This is a genomic window from Sphingobium xenophagum NBRC 107872, assembly GCF_000367345.1.
GTDB classification, from domain to species: Bacteria; Pseudomonadota; Alphaproteobacteria; order Sphingomonadales; family Sphingomonadaceae; genus Sphingobium; species Sphingobium xenophagum.
In genome coordinates, this window is record NZ_BARE01000011.1 from 45691 (window position 1) to 63631 (window position 17941).

At 59.9% G+C, this 17941-nt stretch carries 15 protein-coding genes; 12 read left to right on the forward strand and 3 right to left on the reverse strand.

Annotated elements, in window-relative coordinates; translation table 11 throughout:
* The first annotated feature begins 35 nt into the window (after positions 1 to 35).
* From SX1_RS06020 to SX1_RS06060, 9 genes are all read left to right on the forward strand, one after another.
* Positions 36 to 1070, forward strand: coding sequence for a WD40/YVTN/BNR-like repeat-containing protein (locus SX1_RS06020; protein WP_241763569.1), 1035 nt, complete (start codon positions 36 to 38; stop codon positions 1068 to 1070).
* Positions 1057 to 1545 carry a VOC family protein gene (locus tag SX1_RS06025; RefSeq protein WP_017181282.1) on the forward strand — a complete coding sequence of 163 codons (489 nt, stop codon included), beginning with the start codon at positions 1057 to 1059 and terminating at the stop codon, positions 1543 to 1545. Before SX1_RS06020 ends, SX1_RS06025 begins: the two co-directional genes overlap by 14 nt.
* A 67-nt stretch (positions 1546 to 1612) precedes the next feature.
* Entirely contained in the window at positions 1613 to 2218 is a 606-nt protein-coding gene (locus SX1_RS06030) for an amino acid synthesis family protein (RefSeq protein WP_017181281.1), read from the forward strand.
* An 18-nt stretch (positions 2219 to 2236) separates the two neighbouring features.
* The gene (locus tag SX1_RS06035) at positions 2237 to 3145 is read left to right on the forward strand and encodes an alpha/beta fold hydrolase (RefSeq protein ID WP_241763568.1); all 909 of its coding nucleotides are present in this window, start codon (positions 2237 to 2239) and stop codon (positions 3143 to 3145) included.
* A gap of 15 nt (positions 3146 to 3160) precedes the next feature.
* The gene (locus SX1_RS06040; protein ID WP_017181279.1) at positions 3161 to 4750 is read left to right on the forward strand and encodes an acetolactate synthase large subunit; all 1590 of its coding nucleotides are present in this window, start codon (positions 3161 to 3163) and stop codon (positions 4748 to 4750) included.
* On the forward strand, positions 4747 to 5532 hold the full coding sequence (locus SX1_RS06045; protein ID WP_017181278.1) for an SDR family oxidoreductase: 786 nt from the start codon (positions 4747 to 4749) through the stop codon (positions 5530 to 5532). The genes SX1_RS06040 and SX1_RS06045 overlap by 4 nt, the downstream gene beginning before the upstream one ends.
* Before the next feature lie 17 nt (positions 5533 to 5549).
* A complete protein-coding gene (locus SX1_RS06050; RefSeq protein ID WP_017181277.1) occupies positions 5550 to 6122 on the forward strand; it encodes a cytochrome b in 573 nt (190 codons plus the stop codon).
* Between the two features lie 36 nt (positions 6123 to 6158).
* The gene (locus tag SX1_RS06055) at positions 6159 to 7586 is read left to right on the forward strand and encodes an NAD-dependent succinate-semialdehyde dehydrogenase (protein ID WP_017181276.1); all 1428 of its coding nucleotides are present in this window, start codon (positions 6159 to 6161) and stop codon (positions 7584 to 7586) included.
* 26 nt (positions 7587 to 7612) lie between these two features.
* Positions 7613 to 8002 carry a carboxymuconolactone decarboxylase family protein gene (locus SX1_RS06060; RefSeq protein WP_017181275.1) on the forward strand — a complete coding sequence of 130 codons (390 nt, stop codon included), beginning with the start codon at positions 7613 to 7615 and terminating at the stop codon, positions 8000 to 8002.
* A gap of 162 nt (positions 8003 to 8164) precedes the next feature.
* On the opposite strand, the gene SX1_RS06065 is transcribed toward SX1_RS06060, so the two are convergent.
* The 3 genes from SX1_RS06065 to SX1_RS06075 all read right to left on the reverse strand — a co-directional run bounded on the left by SX1_RS06065 (position 8165) and on the right by SX1_RS06075 (position 13405).
* A complete protein-coding gene (locus SX1_RS06065; protein ID WP_026002076.1) occupies positions 8165 to 9709 on the reverse strand; it encodes an alpha/beta hydrolase domain-containing protein in 1545 nt (514 codons plus the stop codon).
* Between the two features lie 10 nt (positions 9710 to 9719).
* Positions 9720 to 12044: a TonB-dependent receptor gene (locus SX1_RS06070; RefSeq protein WP_019052316.1), complete on the reverse strand. Its 2325-nt coding sequence runs from the start codon at positions 12042 to 12044 to the stop codon at positions 9720 to 9722.
* Between the two features lie 353 nt (positions 12045 to 12397).
* Positions 12398 to 13405: a sterol desaturase family protein gene (locus tag SX1_RS06075; protein WP_241763567.1), complete on the reverse strand. Its 1008-nt coding sequence runs from the start codon at positions 13403 to 13405 to the stop codon at positions 12398 to 12400.
* A gap of 745 nt (positions 13406 to 14150) precedes the next feature.
* Between SX1_RS06075 and SX1_RS06085 the strand changes: the two genes are divergently transcribed.
* The 3 genes from SX1_RS06085 (at position 14151) to SX1_RS06095 (ending at position 17934) form a co-directional block, all read left to right on the forward strand.
* Entirely contained in the window at positions 14151 to 14513 is a 363-nt protein-coding gene (locus SX1_RS06085; protein WP_017181270.1) for a 2Fe-2S iron-sulfur cluster-binding protein, read from the forward strand.
* A 305-nt stretch (positions 14514 to 14818) separates the two neighbouring features.
* Complete coding sequence (locus SX1_RS06090) at positions 14819 to 16012, forward strand: helix-turn-helix domain-containing protein (RefSeq protein WP_017181269.1); 1194 nt, start codon at positions 14819 to 14821, stop codon at positions 16010 to 16012.
* 173 nt (positions 16013 to 16185) lie between these two features.
* A complete protein-coding gene (locus tag SX1_RS06095; RefSeq protein WP_017181268.1) occupies positions 16186 to 17934 on the forward strand; it encodes a PAS domain-containing protein in 1749 nt (582 codons plus the stop codon).
* Positions 17935 to 17941: the final 7 nt, after the last annotated feature.

Consider the following 17941-nt stretch of genomic DNA (forward strand, 5'->3'; position numbering starts at 1 on the left):
CTATAGCAAGCATCGATAGAATAGCAGGAGACCTCATGAGCAGGACCATGATAGTTGCAACCGATGGGCAGGCGATCATTCGCACCCATGACGAGGGCAAGCATTGGTATCGGATCAATATCGGGCAGGATCTGGAATATGACGACCGGGTTCGCTGCCTGCTGATTGATCCCGCCAATCCCGAAGCGCTGTTTGCCGGGGCGGAAAAAGGTTTGTTCTACAGCGCTGACCATGGCGTTCACTGGAGCAGGATTGATTGTGCGCTGAACGGTCTTGCCGTGTGGAAGCTGGTGGTGAGCGAGAGTGATCCGAAGGTGATCTATGCCGGCACTGGCGCCCCTTCGCGCGCTATCCTGTTCCGTTCGCGCGATGGCGGAAAGAGCTGGGAACGCACGCCGCTGGAAATGCCGGAGTTTTGCGCGGGCGTGAATCGCCCCCGCATGCTGGCGCTTGCCGTCGACCCGGCCGATTCCAATGATGTTTGGGCAGGGGTTGAAGAAGGCGGCCTGTACCGCAGCCGCGATGGTGGCGATACGTGGCAACGCATCGATACGAGCTGGTCGGAATTTGGTGGCAATTCCGATCTGCATGACATCGTTATTCTGAAGCAGGACGATGGAACGACAGTGCATCTCGCGCTCACCGTCATCGCGCTCTATCGTTCCACCGACAATGGCGAGACCTGGGTCCGTCTGCCTGCCAAGGAAAGTTGGGGCCTGCGCTATTCGCGACTGCTGATGCGCAAGCCTGGCAGTAATCGGGAGATTGCATTGGGAATTGGTGACGGGACGCCCGGCACCACGGCCGCGATACTGACATCGGACGATGCTGGCCTGACCTGGACGAAGGCGGAACTCGACCGCCCTTCAAACTCCTGCATGTGGGCATTCGGCGCAAATCCGGCCGATCCTGATTTCATGCTGGCGGGAAGCAAATTCGGTTATCTGTATCTCTCGACAGATGCCGGAAAATCCTGGGCAAAGGAATGGCGCGAGTTCAACGAGATTACGGATCTGACCTGGATACCTGGAATTCCTGAAGATTTGGGGTTGCCGCATGTCACAAACTGAAACCTCCCCGATCCGGGTGGAGAAGATCGCCCATATCGTATTGTTCGTGAAGGACCCCGAACTCTCCGCGCAATGGTATAGCGACATCCTCAACATGAAGATCGTCGCTCGTGCCGCCGATGGCCCGTATAAGGGCGGCGTATTTTTGAGCTTCGGGGTCAGCGACCACGATATTGCGCTGTTTCCGGCAGAAGAAGGCGCGACCACAGGCAAAGAGTTTGAGCATGTCGGCCTGATGATGGCTGGCACGAGCATGGACGATTTGCGGCGGAACTACGCTTTTTTCGCGGAGCGTGGCGTCAAGATCGCCGAAATCCTGGACCATGGGGTTTCGACCGGGATCTATTTCTATGATCCTGACGGGCACATGCTGGAAGTGTTCTGCCAGCGCGTTCCCCAGGAAACCGGAGCCTCGCAGGCTGAACTGACCCGCAATCAGGGGCAGGCCGATCCGGTAGATCCGAGCCAACTTTAGCAGCGGTCGGCGAACTGGACCGCCAAGCCAACACACTTTGCCAAACGGCAGAGGCAGGGAGAATGACATGAAGACGTATGAGCCGAACTTCGGCGCTTTCCACATCCGCAAATGGTTCAGCCAGGTGGAAGAAATCTGGGCCGGTGAAACAGGCGCTCCTGCAGATGGCCAGCCTTTGGTCAAATATATGATCGGCGCGTGCATCAAGAACCCCTATGCCGGCCAGTTTGTCGAGGATCTTTCGGCCTGGATCGATGCCTCCCCGGAACTGGGCACGGAAATCGGGCGACGGCTGAATGCGCTGTCGGGTGGTGCCAAGATCGAAAGCTACGGCAAGGCGATCATGGTCGGCATCGATGGTGAGTATGAGCATGGCAATGCCCTGCTGACCAACCCGGCGGCCAATCCGGTCCGTGATGCAGTGGGCGGCGGCGCGTCATGGGTTCCCTCGACGGGCAAGCGCGGCGTTCCGGGCACTATTCTCGACATTCCCTTCGGCCACAAGGATGCTCTCTACGTTCGTTCGCATTACGACACGATGAGCGTTTCCTTCGATGATGCGCCCAATCGTGACGAAGTGATCGTTTGCTGGGCATTTGCCACGCGCGGACGGCTGAATGCGCGCCTGGGCGGCCTCAAGGCCGAAGATGCCGAAGGCAACGGACTGACCTGACGCATGAGCATCCAGACGATGACAGACCAAGGCCAGGCTCCGCTTCCCGTCGCGACGCTTGACAGGGAGCGGACCCGCCGCATTTCGAGCGGCACGTTGGATCTATATGTGCGTGAATGGGGTGACCCGGAAGCGCCAGCCATGCTGTTGCTGCATGGCTTGCGAGGCTATTCCGGGACATGGCGCAAGCTGGCATCGTCTCTGGCCGATCGCTGGCACATGATTGCGTTCGACGCGCGTGGCCGGGGGGAAAGCGACTGGGATGCGGAGCGCAACTATTATACCGACGCCTATCTTGGCGATCTGGAAGCGGTTGCCGATGCCCTGAAGCTCGATCGCTTCGTGCTGGTCGGTCATTCGATGGGCGGAACGACATCCTATTGCTACGCCGCCAAGCATCCGGATCGGTTGCTGGCTTTGGTCGTGGAAGACATCACTGCCGGTTCTTCGGTATCGGGTGCCGGGTTTGAACGGATCGTCGCAGAAATGGCTGCGTTGCCAACACGCTTTGCCGACTGGGCGGAGGCCCGCGCCTATTGGCGCAAGCTGCGGCCCAACGTGTCTGATGCAGCCATCGAGGAACGATTGTTTGAATCGATGCGGGCAGACGACAGCGGTTCGGTGGTATGGCGTTATGATGCGGATGGTATTGCGGCGACCCGCATTCAACCTGATCCATCGCGCGTGGTTGATCTGCACCCGGTGATTGCCGCGATCCGTACCCCCACTCTGGTGATCCGGGGCGGGCGATCGGATTTTTGCAACCTCGATAAGGTGAGGGAGCTGGAAGCCGGCAACCCCAGGCTCGCACATGCCAGCGTGGCTGAAGCCTCCCATTATGTTCATGACGATGCACATGAAAGTTTCATGCGCCTTGTCGAAGGTTTCCTTGCCGGCCTGAAGGTCGGTGGGGCGGCGCTTGGCTGACAGGAAAGAGATATTATGAACGTTCAAAGCGAAGCAAAAGCGCCCGTCAGCGGGCGCCTGGGCGCCGATCTTTTGCTCGACAGCCTGTATGAAGGCGGCGCGCGCATTTGTTTCGCCAATCCTGGGACGACCGAATTGGGGCTGGTCAGTGCGCTGGCGCGTGACGGACGGTTGCGCTGCGTTCTCAGCCTGTTTGAAGGCGTGTGTACAGGCGCGGCCGATGGCTATGCCCGCGTTTCGGGACAAGTGCCGCTGACCCTGCTGCATCTGGGGCCTGGCTTTGCCAATGGCATCGCCAATCTCCACAATGCGCGCCGCGCGGGTTCGCGGATCATCAACCTGATCGGTGATCATGCGACATGGCATCTGGCCTATGACGCGCCGCTGACGTCGGACATTGTCTCGCTGGCACAACCTGTATCCCGTCAGGTCATCTCCCTCGCAAAGCCTGATGCGATCGCTGATGATGTGCGACAGGCGTTCGCGGCGACCAATCTGGCGGAAGGTGGCGCTGCAACGCTGATTTTCCCGACCGATGTGGTTGATGCCCCGGCGCCTGACAACGGAAACACAGTAGGGTTCGTGCCGTACCAGCTGACTTCGGTGGGGGACGACAGGATCAAATCAGCGGTGGCCGCGCTGTCCGAACCGGGCGAAACCATCGTCCTGCTGGGGGGCAGCGCACTCACCGAAGCCGGGATTCGTGCCGGGGCCGCGCTCGCCGCCGCTCTGGGCGGACGGTTGCTGATGGAACCCTATCCGGGGATCGTAACGCTGGGTGGGGATCTGCCGAAAGTGGAGCGTCAGGCCTATTTCCCCGATGATGTCATCGCACAAATGGGCGATGCCCGCGTCGTGCTGGCTGGCGCGCGCATGCCGATCAGCTATTTCGGCTATGAAGGCTGGCCCAGCCAGCTGGTGCCCGACGAAAGGTTGGTGCGCCTGGCTGCGCCTGGCGAGGATGCCGTTGCCGCGCTGGTCGCGCTTGCCAGTCAGGTTGGCGGTGAGCCAGCGCCCGCGCCTGCGCCGATGGAGGCGGTCTGCTCGCCCGAAGCGGACGCAGCTTTAACGCCGGTATCGGTGGTGGAGGAACTGCTGGTCCAGTTGCCGCAGGACGCGGTGATTTCACTTGAAGGGTCAACTCTGGGCGGCCCCTGGCTGCGCAACGCGCATCGCGCGAAGCGGCACCGGGTGATGACGAATACCGGAGGCGCGATTGGGCAGGGGCTGCCTTGCGCGGTCGGCGCTGCGCTAGCGCAGCCTGACGCCCGTATCGTTGCTCTTCAGTCCGATGGCAGCGCACAATATACGTTGCAATCGCTTTGGACGATGGCGCGAGAGGGGCTGAAGGTCACGATCATCATCGCCGCCAATCATCGCTACGCGATCCTGCAGACCGAACTTAATCGGGCCGAAGTGCCGCTCGATGACAAGATTGTCGCCGATCTGACGAAACTGGACAGTCCCAAGGTCGATTGGGTCGCGTTGGCCAAAGGCTATGGTGTCGAGGCGATCCGCGCCACGACGAATGGAGAGCTGTCTGCGGCACTACGCCATGGCCTGACGCTTGATGGGCCGTTGCTGATACAGGCAGAATTGCCATGAGCGGCAGCCAGCGGGTTGCGATCCTGACCGGCGGCAGCGGCGGACTGGTTCCCGGCATCGCCGATCAACTGGCCAATGCCGGCTTTACGATTGTCTTGACGGCGCGTGGCGAGACGGCGCTGGAGGCTGCGGCGGCGCGGTTGAGGGAGAGCGTCGACACGCCTGTCGTCGCGATTGCGTCCGACGCCCGCGATGCCACCGCCACCAAAGCCCTTGCCGAAACGGTCGTCGATCGGTTCGGTCGCATCGATGTGCTGGTCAACGCGGCAGCAAGCTCTACGCCCATCGGCGGCGCTATCGAAGACGTCGATATTGATGCGTTGATTGCCGATGTCGACGTGAAGGTGGGCGGATATTTGCGTTACGCGCAGGCGGTCGTCCCCGCGATGAAGCGACAGGGGGCGGGACATATCGTCAATATCGGCGGGCTGACCGGGCGGTCGAGCGACACTTTGAGTGGTCTGCGCAATGCCGCGGTCGCCCATTTGACAAAGGTACTTTCCGATCAGCTCGGGCGGTTTCGCATTTCGGTGAATGTCGTCAATCCCGGCATCGTCCGGACGCCTCACCTGGACGAGTTGTTTGCCGAAATGGCCGAGGAACGCGATGTTACCGCAAAGGACATCGAGGCCGAATTCGTCCATGACATCCCGACGGGTGAAATCCTGTCTCCTGCCCAGGTCGGGCAATTCATTGCCTTTCTGGCAAATGCGCAGAGTCCTTCGATAACCGGGCAATCCCTGACTATCGATGGAGGCTATTCGCGAGGCGTTTACCTCTAGAGGATCGGGAAAAGGTCATGCAGGAAGACACTGGACGGAAAAGTCCCAAATATCCGCTCTCCATGCGCATTTTGCATTGGCTCCGAGCGGTCATCATTCTGGGCCTGATCTGGTCGGGCTGGTATATGACCAGCTTGCCGGACAGCACTCCGATAGCGAAATTCGAATTTTTCTATCCCAATCATAAGCAATTCGGCGTCCTGGCCTGGCTGCTGGCGGTGCTCCACCTACTTATTCGCTGGCAGAAGCGGCGGGTGTTGCCGCAAACCCCGGACGGTCTGACCGGCTGGGAACGAATGTTATCGCATGCGGTCCACCGTTTGATCATGACATTGACACTGCTGATCCCGATTTTTGGCTATTCAATGTCCTCCAGTTTTACGCAGAGCGATGGCGTTCCCTTCTTTTTCTTCGGTCATTTGCCTGAACTACTGCCAAAGAATGATGAGGCCTTTGCGTTATTTCAGGCGCTTCACGAATATGGCGCCTATCTGCTTCTGGCATTGATCGTTCTGCACGTTGCAGGTGCGGCAAAGCACCGCCTGCAAGACAAGGGCGGTGAAACCGACGTCCTGTCGCGCATGTTGTGAGACCATTTTCTTTCATTTCCTTGGAGTTCTGTCGCAATGACTGACCCGGCACTGCATTTGTTACGCCCTGAATATCTTGATCAAGGCGGGCTGAAGGTCACAAATCCGGCAGACGGGCGCGAAGTCACGACCATCCGCCGCTATAATCGCGCGGAATTGGTCGAGATCGTCGAGCGCGCTGACGCGGCACGGCATGAATGGGGCGCTCGCACGGCGAAGGAGCGCAGCGATGTGTTGCGCGCCTGGTATGATCTGATGTGCGAACATGCCGAGGCGCTGGCGATGCTGATGACGCTGGAGAGCGGCAAGCCCCTTGATGAAGCGCGCGGCGAAGTGAAATATGGCGCGGCTTTCATTGAATGGTTTTCCGAAGAAGCGCGCCGCGCCTATGGCGAGGTAATCCCGACCCATGCGTCGGGGAAGAGGATCATCACGCTGCGTCAGCCGGTCGGCACCTGTGCTGCGATCACGCCATGGAATTTCCCGCTGGCAATGATAACGCGCAAGGCTGGACCGGCGCTCGCGGCGGGATGCTCCATTGTCGTGAAACCGGCTGAACTGACGCCGCTTTCGGCGCTGGCGCTTGAAAATCTGGCGCATCAGGCCGGCGTGCCGCATGACCTGTTCCGGGTCGCCCCGGCAGTGCGGTCTTCGGAGGCTGGTGACGTGTTCTGCACCCACCCCCTTGTCCGCAAGATCAGCTTTACCGGATCGACGCAGGTCGGGAAGCTCATCATGGCTCAGGCGGCGGGGCAGGTTAAGCGCCTTAGTCTGGAGTTGGGCGGGAACGCGCCTTTCATCATATTCGATGATGCCGACATCGACCGGGCGGTCGAGGGCGCCATGGCCTCACGCTTTCGCAATGCCGGGCAGACCTGCGTCTGCGCCAACAGGTTTCTGGTTCAGGCAGGCGTTCATGACGCTTTTGTCGAACGCCTGACCGCGCGTGTCGAGGCATTGCGTGTAGGCGACGGCATCAATAACCCTTCGGGCATGGGTCCGTTGATCAGTGACAAGGATGCCGGTCGCGTCGCTGACCTGGTCAAGCAGGCGGAAATCCAGGGCGCGTCCAAGGCTGGAACAGCTCCGGACGTTCCTGAGCAGGGCGCATTTCACCCGCCTGTCGTTCTGACCGGCGTCACCACGGACATGGCGATCGCGCATGAAGAGATATTCGGGCCGGTAGCGCCCGTGATCCGCTTCACGCACGAAAGCGAGGCCATGCAGATTGCCAATGACACGCCCTTTGGCCTGGCGGCCTATGTCTACACCGCCGATTTCGCCCGGCAGTGGCGTTTTATGGAGGGGCTGGAATATGGCATGGTTGGGGTCAATGACGGTCTGATTTCGACCGAGGTCGCGCCTTTTGGTGGGGTCAAGGAATCAGGCTTTGGTCGGGAGGGATCGAGCCATGGCCTGTCGGAATATATGAACATCAAATATTGCCTTATCGGCGGGCTATAGGCTCGGCCTTGGCTCGGAGAGCGGTTATGGACGAAGATCGACTGGCCAAAGGGCTGAGCATTCGCAGCGAGGTTCTGGGCGCGGACTATGTCGCCCGTTCCATGGCGCAGGCAGATGATTTCAGCCGCCCGATGCAAGAGCTTTCGAGCAGCTATTGCTGGGGTGAGATATGGGCCCGCGATGGTTTGTCGCGGCGGGACCGCAGCCTGCTGAATCTCGGCATGATCAGTGCGCTGAACAGGCCGCACGAATTGAAGCTGCACGTCAAGGCGGCTCTGCGCAACGGTTTCACCCGCGAGGAAATTCGCGAAGCCTTGTTGCAGGTTGCGGTATATTGCGGAATTCCCGCCGGGATCGATTCTACCCGCATCGCACAGGCTGCATTCGCTGAATATGACGCGGAACTGGCTGAATAGGCAGCGTTTCTCTCTACTGCCCGCGTCGCACAGGGCCGCGAAGGAGCGTGGTTGAGTTTCCCGCTCTTGCAACGGCAGTTGCGCTGATCAGCATCGGATTTGCCGATCCGCAAATCCGATGCGACCCGTTTCCGCAGCAAGCCAAAAGCCATGTTTCGGCTGTCAGGGCGCCTTTTTCGTAAAGTCGGCGGGAGAGGCTATTGGCTCAAGTCCTTCAGCATCGCCTGGAAGCAAATATCCTGCCGATACGGATCGGCGCTTGGCGTCCTCGAACCGACGGGCATAGTTGCGATAATTGCCATAAAGAGCGCGTAGTCGCGCAGCGGAATAGGGAAGCTTTGTGTCATAGACGACGCCACAGCCGGTTTCATAGTCGGTCCAATATTCGGCGCTTGGCACCATGATCCAGGGCGGGCGTACGCCTCCCACTATATTGCCGGTTTTGGCGTCTCGCCGCACGCCCGCGCCGTCGCGCGCGACCCGGTCCGCACGAGGCATCGGCACCCCCAATCGCACCCATCGGTCAAGCGCGTCCAGCAACGCCGAGAATGGCAGTTCGGATGGCTCGTCGTAAATCTGCTGGCACCGCGGATCGTCCGGCTTTCCGCGCTCGTATGGCATGGGCTCCACTTCGCCAGTCCCCAGATCGGCTTTGCGCAAATGTGGGGTGCCCATCACCTCATAATAACGCAATTTGGGTTGGTCTGTGTCAGGCGGCAGGGTTATCTGTTCGATCGCATCATGCACCGTTTCAGACTGACTGAAAATGGTGACGAAGGGCGCGTCTGTCGGCATGTGGCGCGGCACGCGGATGCTGTCTCCCGCCACCTCGCCATAGGCGAGCTTGCCTGTCATATAGGCGTCGATCAAGGGACGTCCGTCCGGCATACGCCATTGCTGGTGTCGACCCTGATCGAGATAGTCCATCCAGATCTGGGCATTGACCGCCCAGGTGTTGACATAGACCCGTTCGACCTTGCGCCCTGCCAGGGGACCGTGCGGCAGGTTCGATTTGAGCAGCATCGCCAGTTCAGCGCTGATGCCCTGCGCTTGGGGGATGAACGGGTCTGGCTTTCCACCGCGCAGGAACTTGCCTGCGTCGAAGTAGCTGCCAAGCGGTGCATAGCGCGGATAGTCGAAGCGGCGCATGAAATCGAAATTGACGATGTCGCCATATTGCCGGGCGTCCCCGCTCTGTCCGGTTTCATCGGGCGGAAATTTCGGGTCATTGGGCGGCGTGTTGATCGACAGGGTGTAGCCGACGAACGCATATCCTTTTCGGGTGAGGTAATCGCGGGTCAATATCCAGCCGGCAGCCCGCTCCCCAAACCAGCTGAACGGTTCGATAATGACTGTACCGTTGAACCGCGCAGGATCTTTGGGCTGGCGTATCAGAAACCGGGTGATGTAGGGAGCGGTCGTGACGGTCTGACCCGTTGCTGTAATCGCGGGCGCTACGCCCGTGAGATAATATTCCGCCTCTTCATAGCCGACCTCTTCGAGATCGACATATTCGGTTCCCGCCCGCGCCGCTGAAGAAAGCGGTAGCTTTCCGCTGGGCGGGACCGGAGTGACGGTCGGCATCGGCAGCACTTCAGCGTCGGCACCGCTCGCGACCAGCAAAGCGATGGCAAGGGCCAGTGCTGTTCCGCAGGCGGGAGAGCGCCACCGTCGCTTTGTGTCGGGCAATGATGACGCTTTGCTCATAATGGCCATCTCAGAAGTCGGTTCTGAATTGGACGCCAATCTGGCGCGGACGGCTGACCGCACCACGCGGCAGGCGCTGGGCACTGCCATCGGCCAGGATTTCCGACCGCTCGATGCCCGAACTGTACAGGTCGCCGAGGTTGAGGCGCTTGTCGAGCAGGTTCTTGCCATAAAGCGTGATCTGGGAGGTGCCAAACTTCACGCCGATGGAGGCGTTGACAAAGTTAAGTGGCTTGCGGTCGAGGAAGCCGCCAGCGCTGTTTGCGACTTTCAGCCCCCCTGTGTAGCTATAGTCAGCGCTGATAAGGAGCGACGCGTTGTCGCTGATTGGATGATCGTAATTGCCCGAAATCGATCCGGTCCATCTGGGCGTCTGGACGAGCCGGGTATCAGGCGCCTGCGCGAAGAGGCCGGGGTCAAGCAAGCGGCCATCGGTGTAGCCAAGGCCGAGTTGGAGCATCAAGGGCACGCCGGCGATGGGCCTGCCACTCACTTCCAGTTCGCCGCCGCGAATGCGTGCCTTGCCGGCATTGGCGGTGAAACTGAACGTACATGTGGGCAGGATCACCTGCTGCTGGATGTTGGACCAATCGATCTGGAACGCGGCGGCCGCAACGTTCAGCCGCCCTCCGGCGATCCGGCTCTTCGCGCCGACTTCATAGCTCCATAACGTGTCGGACTTGAAATCCTGCGTATCATCCTGCGTGCGCCCGATCGCAGCGAGGTCCGACTGGCAGAAATCCGGCAACCGGCCCTGAGATCCGCCCAGACGAAAACCCTTCGACGCCGATGCGTAGACCGTACCCTCCCGCGGCAGCTTGTAAGAAACGACGAACTTTGGAACGATGCCGCTCTGGCGGCTGCGGCGTGCCGGTGCCAGGTCGCCGCCCGGCGAATTGAAGATGCCTTCGCTCAGCACGGCGTCGGCCTTCTGCTTGATCCAATATTGGCGCAGCCCGCCGGTCAGTGTCAGTTTGGGTAGAATTTCATAATATAGCTCGCCAAATATCGCGCTATTGTCTTCATGCGTCGGGAACGTCTGGCGCGTGATGAATGGCGGATCGAAACCCGCATCCTCGAATTCCGGAACAGGCAGGGCCGGCTGTGCAAAGCTGTTGAAACGGTGCTGATAGAAAAAGCCGACGATGCCGGACAAGCCGGGCAGCAGGGTGCCTTCGTCGAACGAAAGCCTGACCTCTTGCGTGAAGCGCCGGTCCTTGGAAATGTTGATGGTCGGCAAAGGTGGATCCCCGATATCCACACCAAGCACATCCCTGATATAGCCGTTATTGCCTTCGGTCGTGTCTTCCAGTTCCTTCGTTCGACGCGCAAAATAGCTGCTGGAAGAGACGATCGAATATCCTTCGCCCGAATATTTGAGGACAAGCGATCCTAGCCCCCAACGATCTTTGGAATATTCCTGCACGTCGCGATCGCGATCAATCGTGTAGGTCACGGGGCGATAACCGGGGAGGGGGAGATAGGCGGCGGGGAAACCATGCAGATTATATATCTGCCCGATGCCGCTGATCGTCGCCTCCAACTCATCCGTCAGCTTCGCCCGCAAGGATGCGGAGGCCGAGTAGGTGTCGCCGCGCCCCTGACCGGGCACCGAAACAAGGGCCCCAGACGCACCGGGGAAACGGCGCGTGATGAAACCGGACTCGCGCGTGTAGCCGCCAGCGATGTCCAGTCCCACCCGGTCGGGTACGACAACCAGGTTGGCCAGGGCATTGCCGTCGAAATCGAAGCCGCCATTCTTGGTGCCGCCGCCCTGGATTTGGGCGGTGTAGCTGTTTTCGGTGAAGGTCGGCTGGCGCGTGATGAAGCGCAGATTGCCGCCCATCGAACTGGCGCCGAAAAGCGTGCCCTGCGGTCCTTTAAGGACTTCGATGCGATCAAGGTCCAGGGTCTGCGGGCTGATCGAGGCCGGGACGGGGGTATCGTTGATGTAATAGGCTGTCGTGTTGGCTCCGGCGACGCCGCGGATGGTCGTCTGCCTGCCGCCGACAAAGCCGACCGACGAAAAATCGCCGCCCTGGCCGTACTGGAACGTGACGTTTGGCAGTTTCGTCGCATAATCAGCGAAGGTCTGGATATTCTGCTTTTTGAAGAAGTCCGAAGAATAGGCCGTGATCGAGGCTGGCACGTCCGTCAGCGACTCTTCCTTTCGCCGTGCGGTAACGACGATCGCGTTGCTGTCGTCATCGTTGTTGCGGGCTTGTGCTGGTGAGGGCCGATCAACGGCAGAGCCTTGAGATGCCTGAGCCAGAGCTGCGGTGCCGTTGAGTTCTGCTATCAGGACCAGCGTCAGGATCGATACGCTCGCGCTCATGCTCAAAAGGCGCCGGTGGCGTTCGGAAACGAATGTGTCGAAAGGCCTCATACAGTTTTACTCCCTGTCTCATTGGCGGCTACGTCATGCGTGCCGCCTTTTTTTGCCCAAGCCCGGCGCGAAAATCGCAGTCCCGAGAGGGTGCTGGAAAAATGGGTATTTGGGGCTGGTGCTCATCCCATCGCGTCTCAGAGGCTATGGGGGCAACGCCTGTGGGGTAAGTAACGTACCGTATCGCGGCGTAACGATCGCATGTTAATGCAAGGACAGGCCGGATTCGCGGGCGTTACAGCTTTGGCTGCGACCTCGGCGGATAGCCGTAACGGTCGCAGCCATGGGCGCGGGTAACGTTATTATTTCGGGTCGGCTTCTGCCTCGTGCCGCCGTCCGACGCGCACCAGATCCCTGATCTGCCGGCCGGCGACGACAAAGGGTTCGCCATAAAAGCCTTTAAGGGTCTTATGCGGATTCTGGTCGCCGAACTCTTCTTCATTGACGCCCCACCGCCAGGTTTCACCCTTTTTGGGCAGATAGAGCGTGCCGAACATCCAGTCCCACAATGTCAGGACCACGGCGTTGTTCTTGTCGCGATGGTGAAGCTCGATGCTATGGTGCAGATTGTGCATCACGGGTGCCAGCACGATCCGATCCAGCCAGCCATATGATACCGGCACATGGACGTGGGATAGAAAGTCGATCACGAAGAACAATATATAGGCCATAATGCCGACGCAGGCCATGGTTCCAGGGTGCAGAGCCGTGCCCGTGGCATAAAGGGCCACGCCCGTCACCAGGCCGCCAAACACCGCCGGGACAGCATTGACGATGAAGAATTCGATCGGATGCTGGCGATAGAGCGTCCAGGGGGTCAGGGTTTCGGCCGTGTGGTGCGGCTTGTGCAGGGTCCACAGGAAGGGGTTGGTGTGACACCAGTAATGGACCCAATATCCCATAAAGTCGGTGGCCAGGAAAAAGACCAGAAATTGCACGGCGACGATTGCCCAGGCCGCATGCAGCAGCGGGGCGGTGGCACCAAATTCGGCGCTGAGCAAGTTGGCGACGTTGGTCGCGATCGCCAGGCCATTCAGTGCGAACAGGCCGACGAGCGGGAAGCCGATGACGAAAAGGATGATCGCATTCCAGCGATCGACCCGTGCCGAGGCATGGCTGTGCAGGTCGCGCGGGAAGGCGGCATTAAGCAACATTTTGAACGATATGGGGCCGTTGGGACGTTCCGACAGAATGAAGATGATCGCAACCACCGCCGCGAACAGAGGCAGACCCCACATCCACATCGCCATGATTTCAATGGTCGGTTCGTAAAAGGCGCGAATGCCGGACCACAGGTTAGAATTGTCCATGATGACCTCCTGTCGACAGGCATGCGCAGATCGCGAGGACAGAGCGGCCTGGAGGCGGGCGATGTCGGCCAGCCGATCGGTGCGAGACGATTCCATGATCGACGACGGCCGACGGGGGGCGGGCGGGGTTGAAGCATGTAATCATATTGTCTCTCCTATTCGCGTCCGCTCGTTAAGGAGCGTGTTCAGCCATTGCTTGCGCATGCCCAGCAGCGATGCGGGAGCGCGAATGCTGGCGTCGCCACGACGGTGGCTGCTCGCCAGGATGCAATTCGTATCGCCCTGCTTCGCAGCGCAAGCTTGGTTGGCCATGGGGGAAAGCATCGCGCGCCTCGGCTGCGACCAAAAGTAACGAACAGTATTGTGCTGGACGTAACGTACCGTATCAAAGGCTGCGACGCTTTGGATTGACGGCGGATCGCGCCGGGAAGGTGAGGGCCCAAAGGGCCACGAAAATCCGTGCATGAGGCGCCGCGGTGCGGCGTTCTGAATGTGCCGCAATAGTCAGTATGTGCCGGTGAGTGCGTCAGGTTGCTGTTGCAAATATGAGATAATCATTGACATTATTGCGAATTCGCTGCCAATGAATGAACAATGATGAACGGTTGCCTGATCGAGATGCGATAGCTTCGCGAGCGGCGCCGCGTGGGTCAAATTCACATTCATAATATCCACAGCCATAGGTGTATTCGGGCCCGCAAAGGGCGCACGCGCAAGGATTTTTGAGGAGATGAGCACAGTGAATATGTCAATATCGCCCGTAGAAGATGTTGCCGCTGAACCGCAGCGGGAAGGCGGGCTGCGGGTCTTGCTGTCCGATGGAGTCGTTCGGGATGTTGCCGCGTCGCCCGGTCATTCGGTCATGGAGCTGATCCGCGATGCGGGCATTGCCGAACTGCCTGCCTATTGTGGCGGAGTCTGCTCCTGCGCGACGTGTCACGTCTATGTCGGCGCGGAGTGGTTGAGCCTCTTGCCGCCGATGAGTGACGATGAGGACGCGTTGCTCGACAGCATCGCCAACCGGGCGTCGCAATCGCGCCTTTCCTGCCAGATCCCGTTTTCCGCACAGTTGCACGGCATGGAAGTTACCGTAGCGGTCGAGGAGTAATGAACCGGAGCAGGCGTCACTGTCCGATTGCGGCCGCGTTGGCGCCTGCGTCCGCAACATAGGGCGGCATGTGTGACCTAGGGTGTTTACTTACGGACAGAGGGGGCGCAGATATGTTAAGATTGTTGCTTGGAGCACAGCGCTGAAAATTCAACCTGGTCCGTCATTCCGTCCCACGTTCACGATCCCATGCCATGTCGTCAGATGCCATGTCGTCAGATGACAGTGCACGGGAACGGTTGAGAGCATTCGCCGAAACGGTCCGAACGAGTGGAAGTCTGGGAAAATCGGTACAGATAAATCGATTGTTCGACTTCCTCGTCGAATCCTCTCTAGCAGCTAGAACGCCCAAAGAGATCGAGATCGCGCAGGAGGTATTCGGGCTTTCGCCAAGCGATCATCTCGGCCAGGACGCCACCGTCAGGATGAGCATCCACCGGCTGCGCAAGAAGCTGGAAAACCTGCCCCCCAACAGGGAAGGCGAACATCTCGTGCTGCCACGAGGGGAATATCGCCTCCAACTCAGGTCCGACATCGATCTCGATGCTGCGGGACTGGTCGCGGAGGCTTCCATCGGCAAGACTGACGACGCAGAAACACCCGGGCGTCAAACCCGCTACAATATGCTGGCGCGGCCTGTCCTGGCGATCTGCGTCCTTGGAATCATTCTCCTTGCGGTGCTGATGGCCTGGTTCTGGCCTTTGAACCTGACGAGAGATGCTCGGCTGGCGTCCGCGTTCTGGAAGCCCCTGACACATTCGGCGATCCCGACCGCCCTGATTGTGGGTGATCGTTATGCGTTCGGGGAAGTCGAAAACGGCCGGGTCGTTCGGCAGGTGGTCGATCCGCTCGTCACCAGCAGCGAAGATCTCGACCGCTACCTGCTCAACCACAAACGCGATGGTGCCCAAGTGGTCGATCTCAACCAGTTTGACCTGCCAGCGGCGATGGCCCCCGCGCTGGTGTCCATCATGCCGGTCCTGAACCGGGCTACGGGCGATGCCAAGGCCAGGGCGATCACATCGTCGCGCTTCACCACAGACATGCTCAAGACGCATAATATCGTCTATGTCGGTCTGTTGAGCGATCTGCGCGACCTCAGCGAGCCGATATTTGATCGATCAGGTTTTGCTTTGATGCCGACCGGAGACGCGATCGTTGATCGCCGGAGTGGCCGGCGGTTCGAAGCCAATTGGGCCGACCCGTCCAAGGAGCGCATGTTGCGTCGCGACTATGCCTATGTCGCCAGCTTTCCAGGGCCATTTGGCAACCGTATTCTGGTGATCGCCGGAATGAACGATCCGGGTCTTGTGGAGGTGGCACAGATTGTGTCCCGTCAAGCCGATCTGGCCATATTGACAGGGAAAGCCAATGAAAAGTCCGCGTTCGAAGCGCTTTATGAAATCCGGACTTTCGGACCATCCGGCGTGGCAAACCGGCTGATTATCGTGAGACCGACGCAAGCAGGGCGTCAATGGGACGCCACCTTGCAACGATGATGGACTTGATCGGGCTCCGGCGGCCTTCAACGCAGGGATGATTGCAATACCGGCGACGCGGTAGCATCCGCTTCGCTGATCCATGATCGGTCCTTTCCATTGCCTTGGTAACCAAATGGCGCGCCAATCGTTGCACGGTTGGACTCGTGCGCGTTGGCAACTAGAGGAAACACATGAATCAAGACCAAGACGGGCAAAACGACGCTGGCTTTGACGTCGAAAGCGCAGGACAGAGCCAGGGTATTCCGGCAGGCGACACGCTACAGGACGACGGCAAGGATACCACTGGTCGCAAGGCTCGGCAGCATTGGCGCGAAAGTGTTATCACCCGGCCCGGACTCGATGATCGTGGCGACGTCTTTTTCGCGGCGATCGAGATGACCCGCATGCCGATGATCCTGACGGACCCCGCACAGCCAGACAATCCGATCGTGTTCGCGAACAAGGCGTTCCTTGATCTGACCGGCTATGAAGAGAGCGAGATCCTGGGACGGAACTGTCGTTTTCTCCAAGGTGCGCAGACCGATCGTGCCGCGGTTGACGAACTGCGCGATGCGATCGCCCAGCGTGAGTCGATCGCCGTCGAGATACTGAACTACAAGCGGGACGGGACACCGTTCTGGAACGCGGTGTTCATTGGCCCGGTTTACGACACGTCGGGCAACCTCCTCTATTTCTTCGCCAGCCAGTTGGACGTGACGCGCCGCAAGGAAAGCGAGCAGGCGTATCAGCAGTCGCAGAAGATGGAATCGATTGGCCAACTGACTGCCGGGCTTGCGCACGACTTCAACAATCTTCTGCAAGTGGTGACCGGCAATCTGGAACTATTGTCGGGCCGCGTCGCGGATGAAAAAGCGCAGGCTTATCTCGCGCGCGCGCAGGGCGCTGCAGAGCGTGGCGCCAAGCTGACCGGGCAATTGCTGGCATTTGCACGCAAGACGCGGCTGGACCCGCGCGCGATCGATGTGAATGCCTGCATTGTCGGGTTTGCCGACATGCTGGAAAGTTCGCTGGGCCGCTCAGTCGAGCTTCATCTGAGCCTGCGCCACGGGCTGCCCAAGGCGGTGCTGGATGCCGAACAGTTTGAGATGGCCATCCTCAACATAGCGCTCAACGCGCGCGACGCGATGCCAGGCGGCGGGCTGTTGACGATCTGCACCTTGAAGCTGCATCTGAACGGCGATGCAGAGGCGCGGCAGCTGAAATCCGGCGATTATGTCGTCATTGAGCTGCGCGACGAGGGGGAGGGGATGCCGGAGCATGTCGCCGCGCGCGCCGCCGAGCCCTTTTTCACGACCAAGCCGACCGGCAAGGGCACCGGCCTGGGGCTCGCCATGGCTTCCGGTTTCGTCCAGCAATCGCGTGGCCGGCTGGAGATTGACAGCGCGCCGGGGAAGGGCACGACGATCCGCATGCTGTTTCCGGTGGCTGGTGCGGACGCGCTGCCCACGGTTCACACGGCGGGGCATCCTGTCGGCGAAAGCGCCAAGGTGGACGGCGCACACATCCTGCTTGTCGAGGACAGCCCCGACGTACTCGCCCTTGCCCAGGAGCATCTGGTCGAGGCGGGATACCGCGTGACGGCGGTGGAAAATGGCGACCTTGCTTTGGTGGAATGGGAGCGGATTCGCGCGACCGATCCCATCGACCTGCTGTTTACCGACCTGGTCATGCCCGGCACGCTCAATGGCATCGCGCTGGCCGAAGCGATCACTGCGCAGGATCGGGATATGCCGGTTCTCATGACGACGGGCTATAATGAGGAACTGGTTGCAGAAGGACCGTTGCGGCGCGGGCTGGATGTGCTTGGCAAGCCGTGGCGCAAGGCCGAGCTGCTGGACCGGGTGGCGCAAGCGCTGGCAAAACGCGCCGCCGGTCAAGCGCGTCGCATTCCGTCCGAGTTCGGCGCAGCCGAAGAATAGTCCGGTC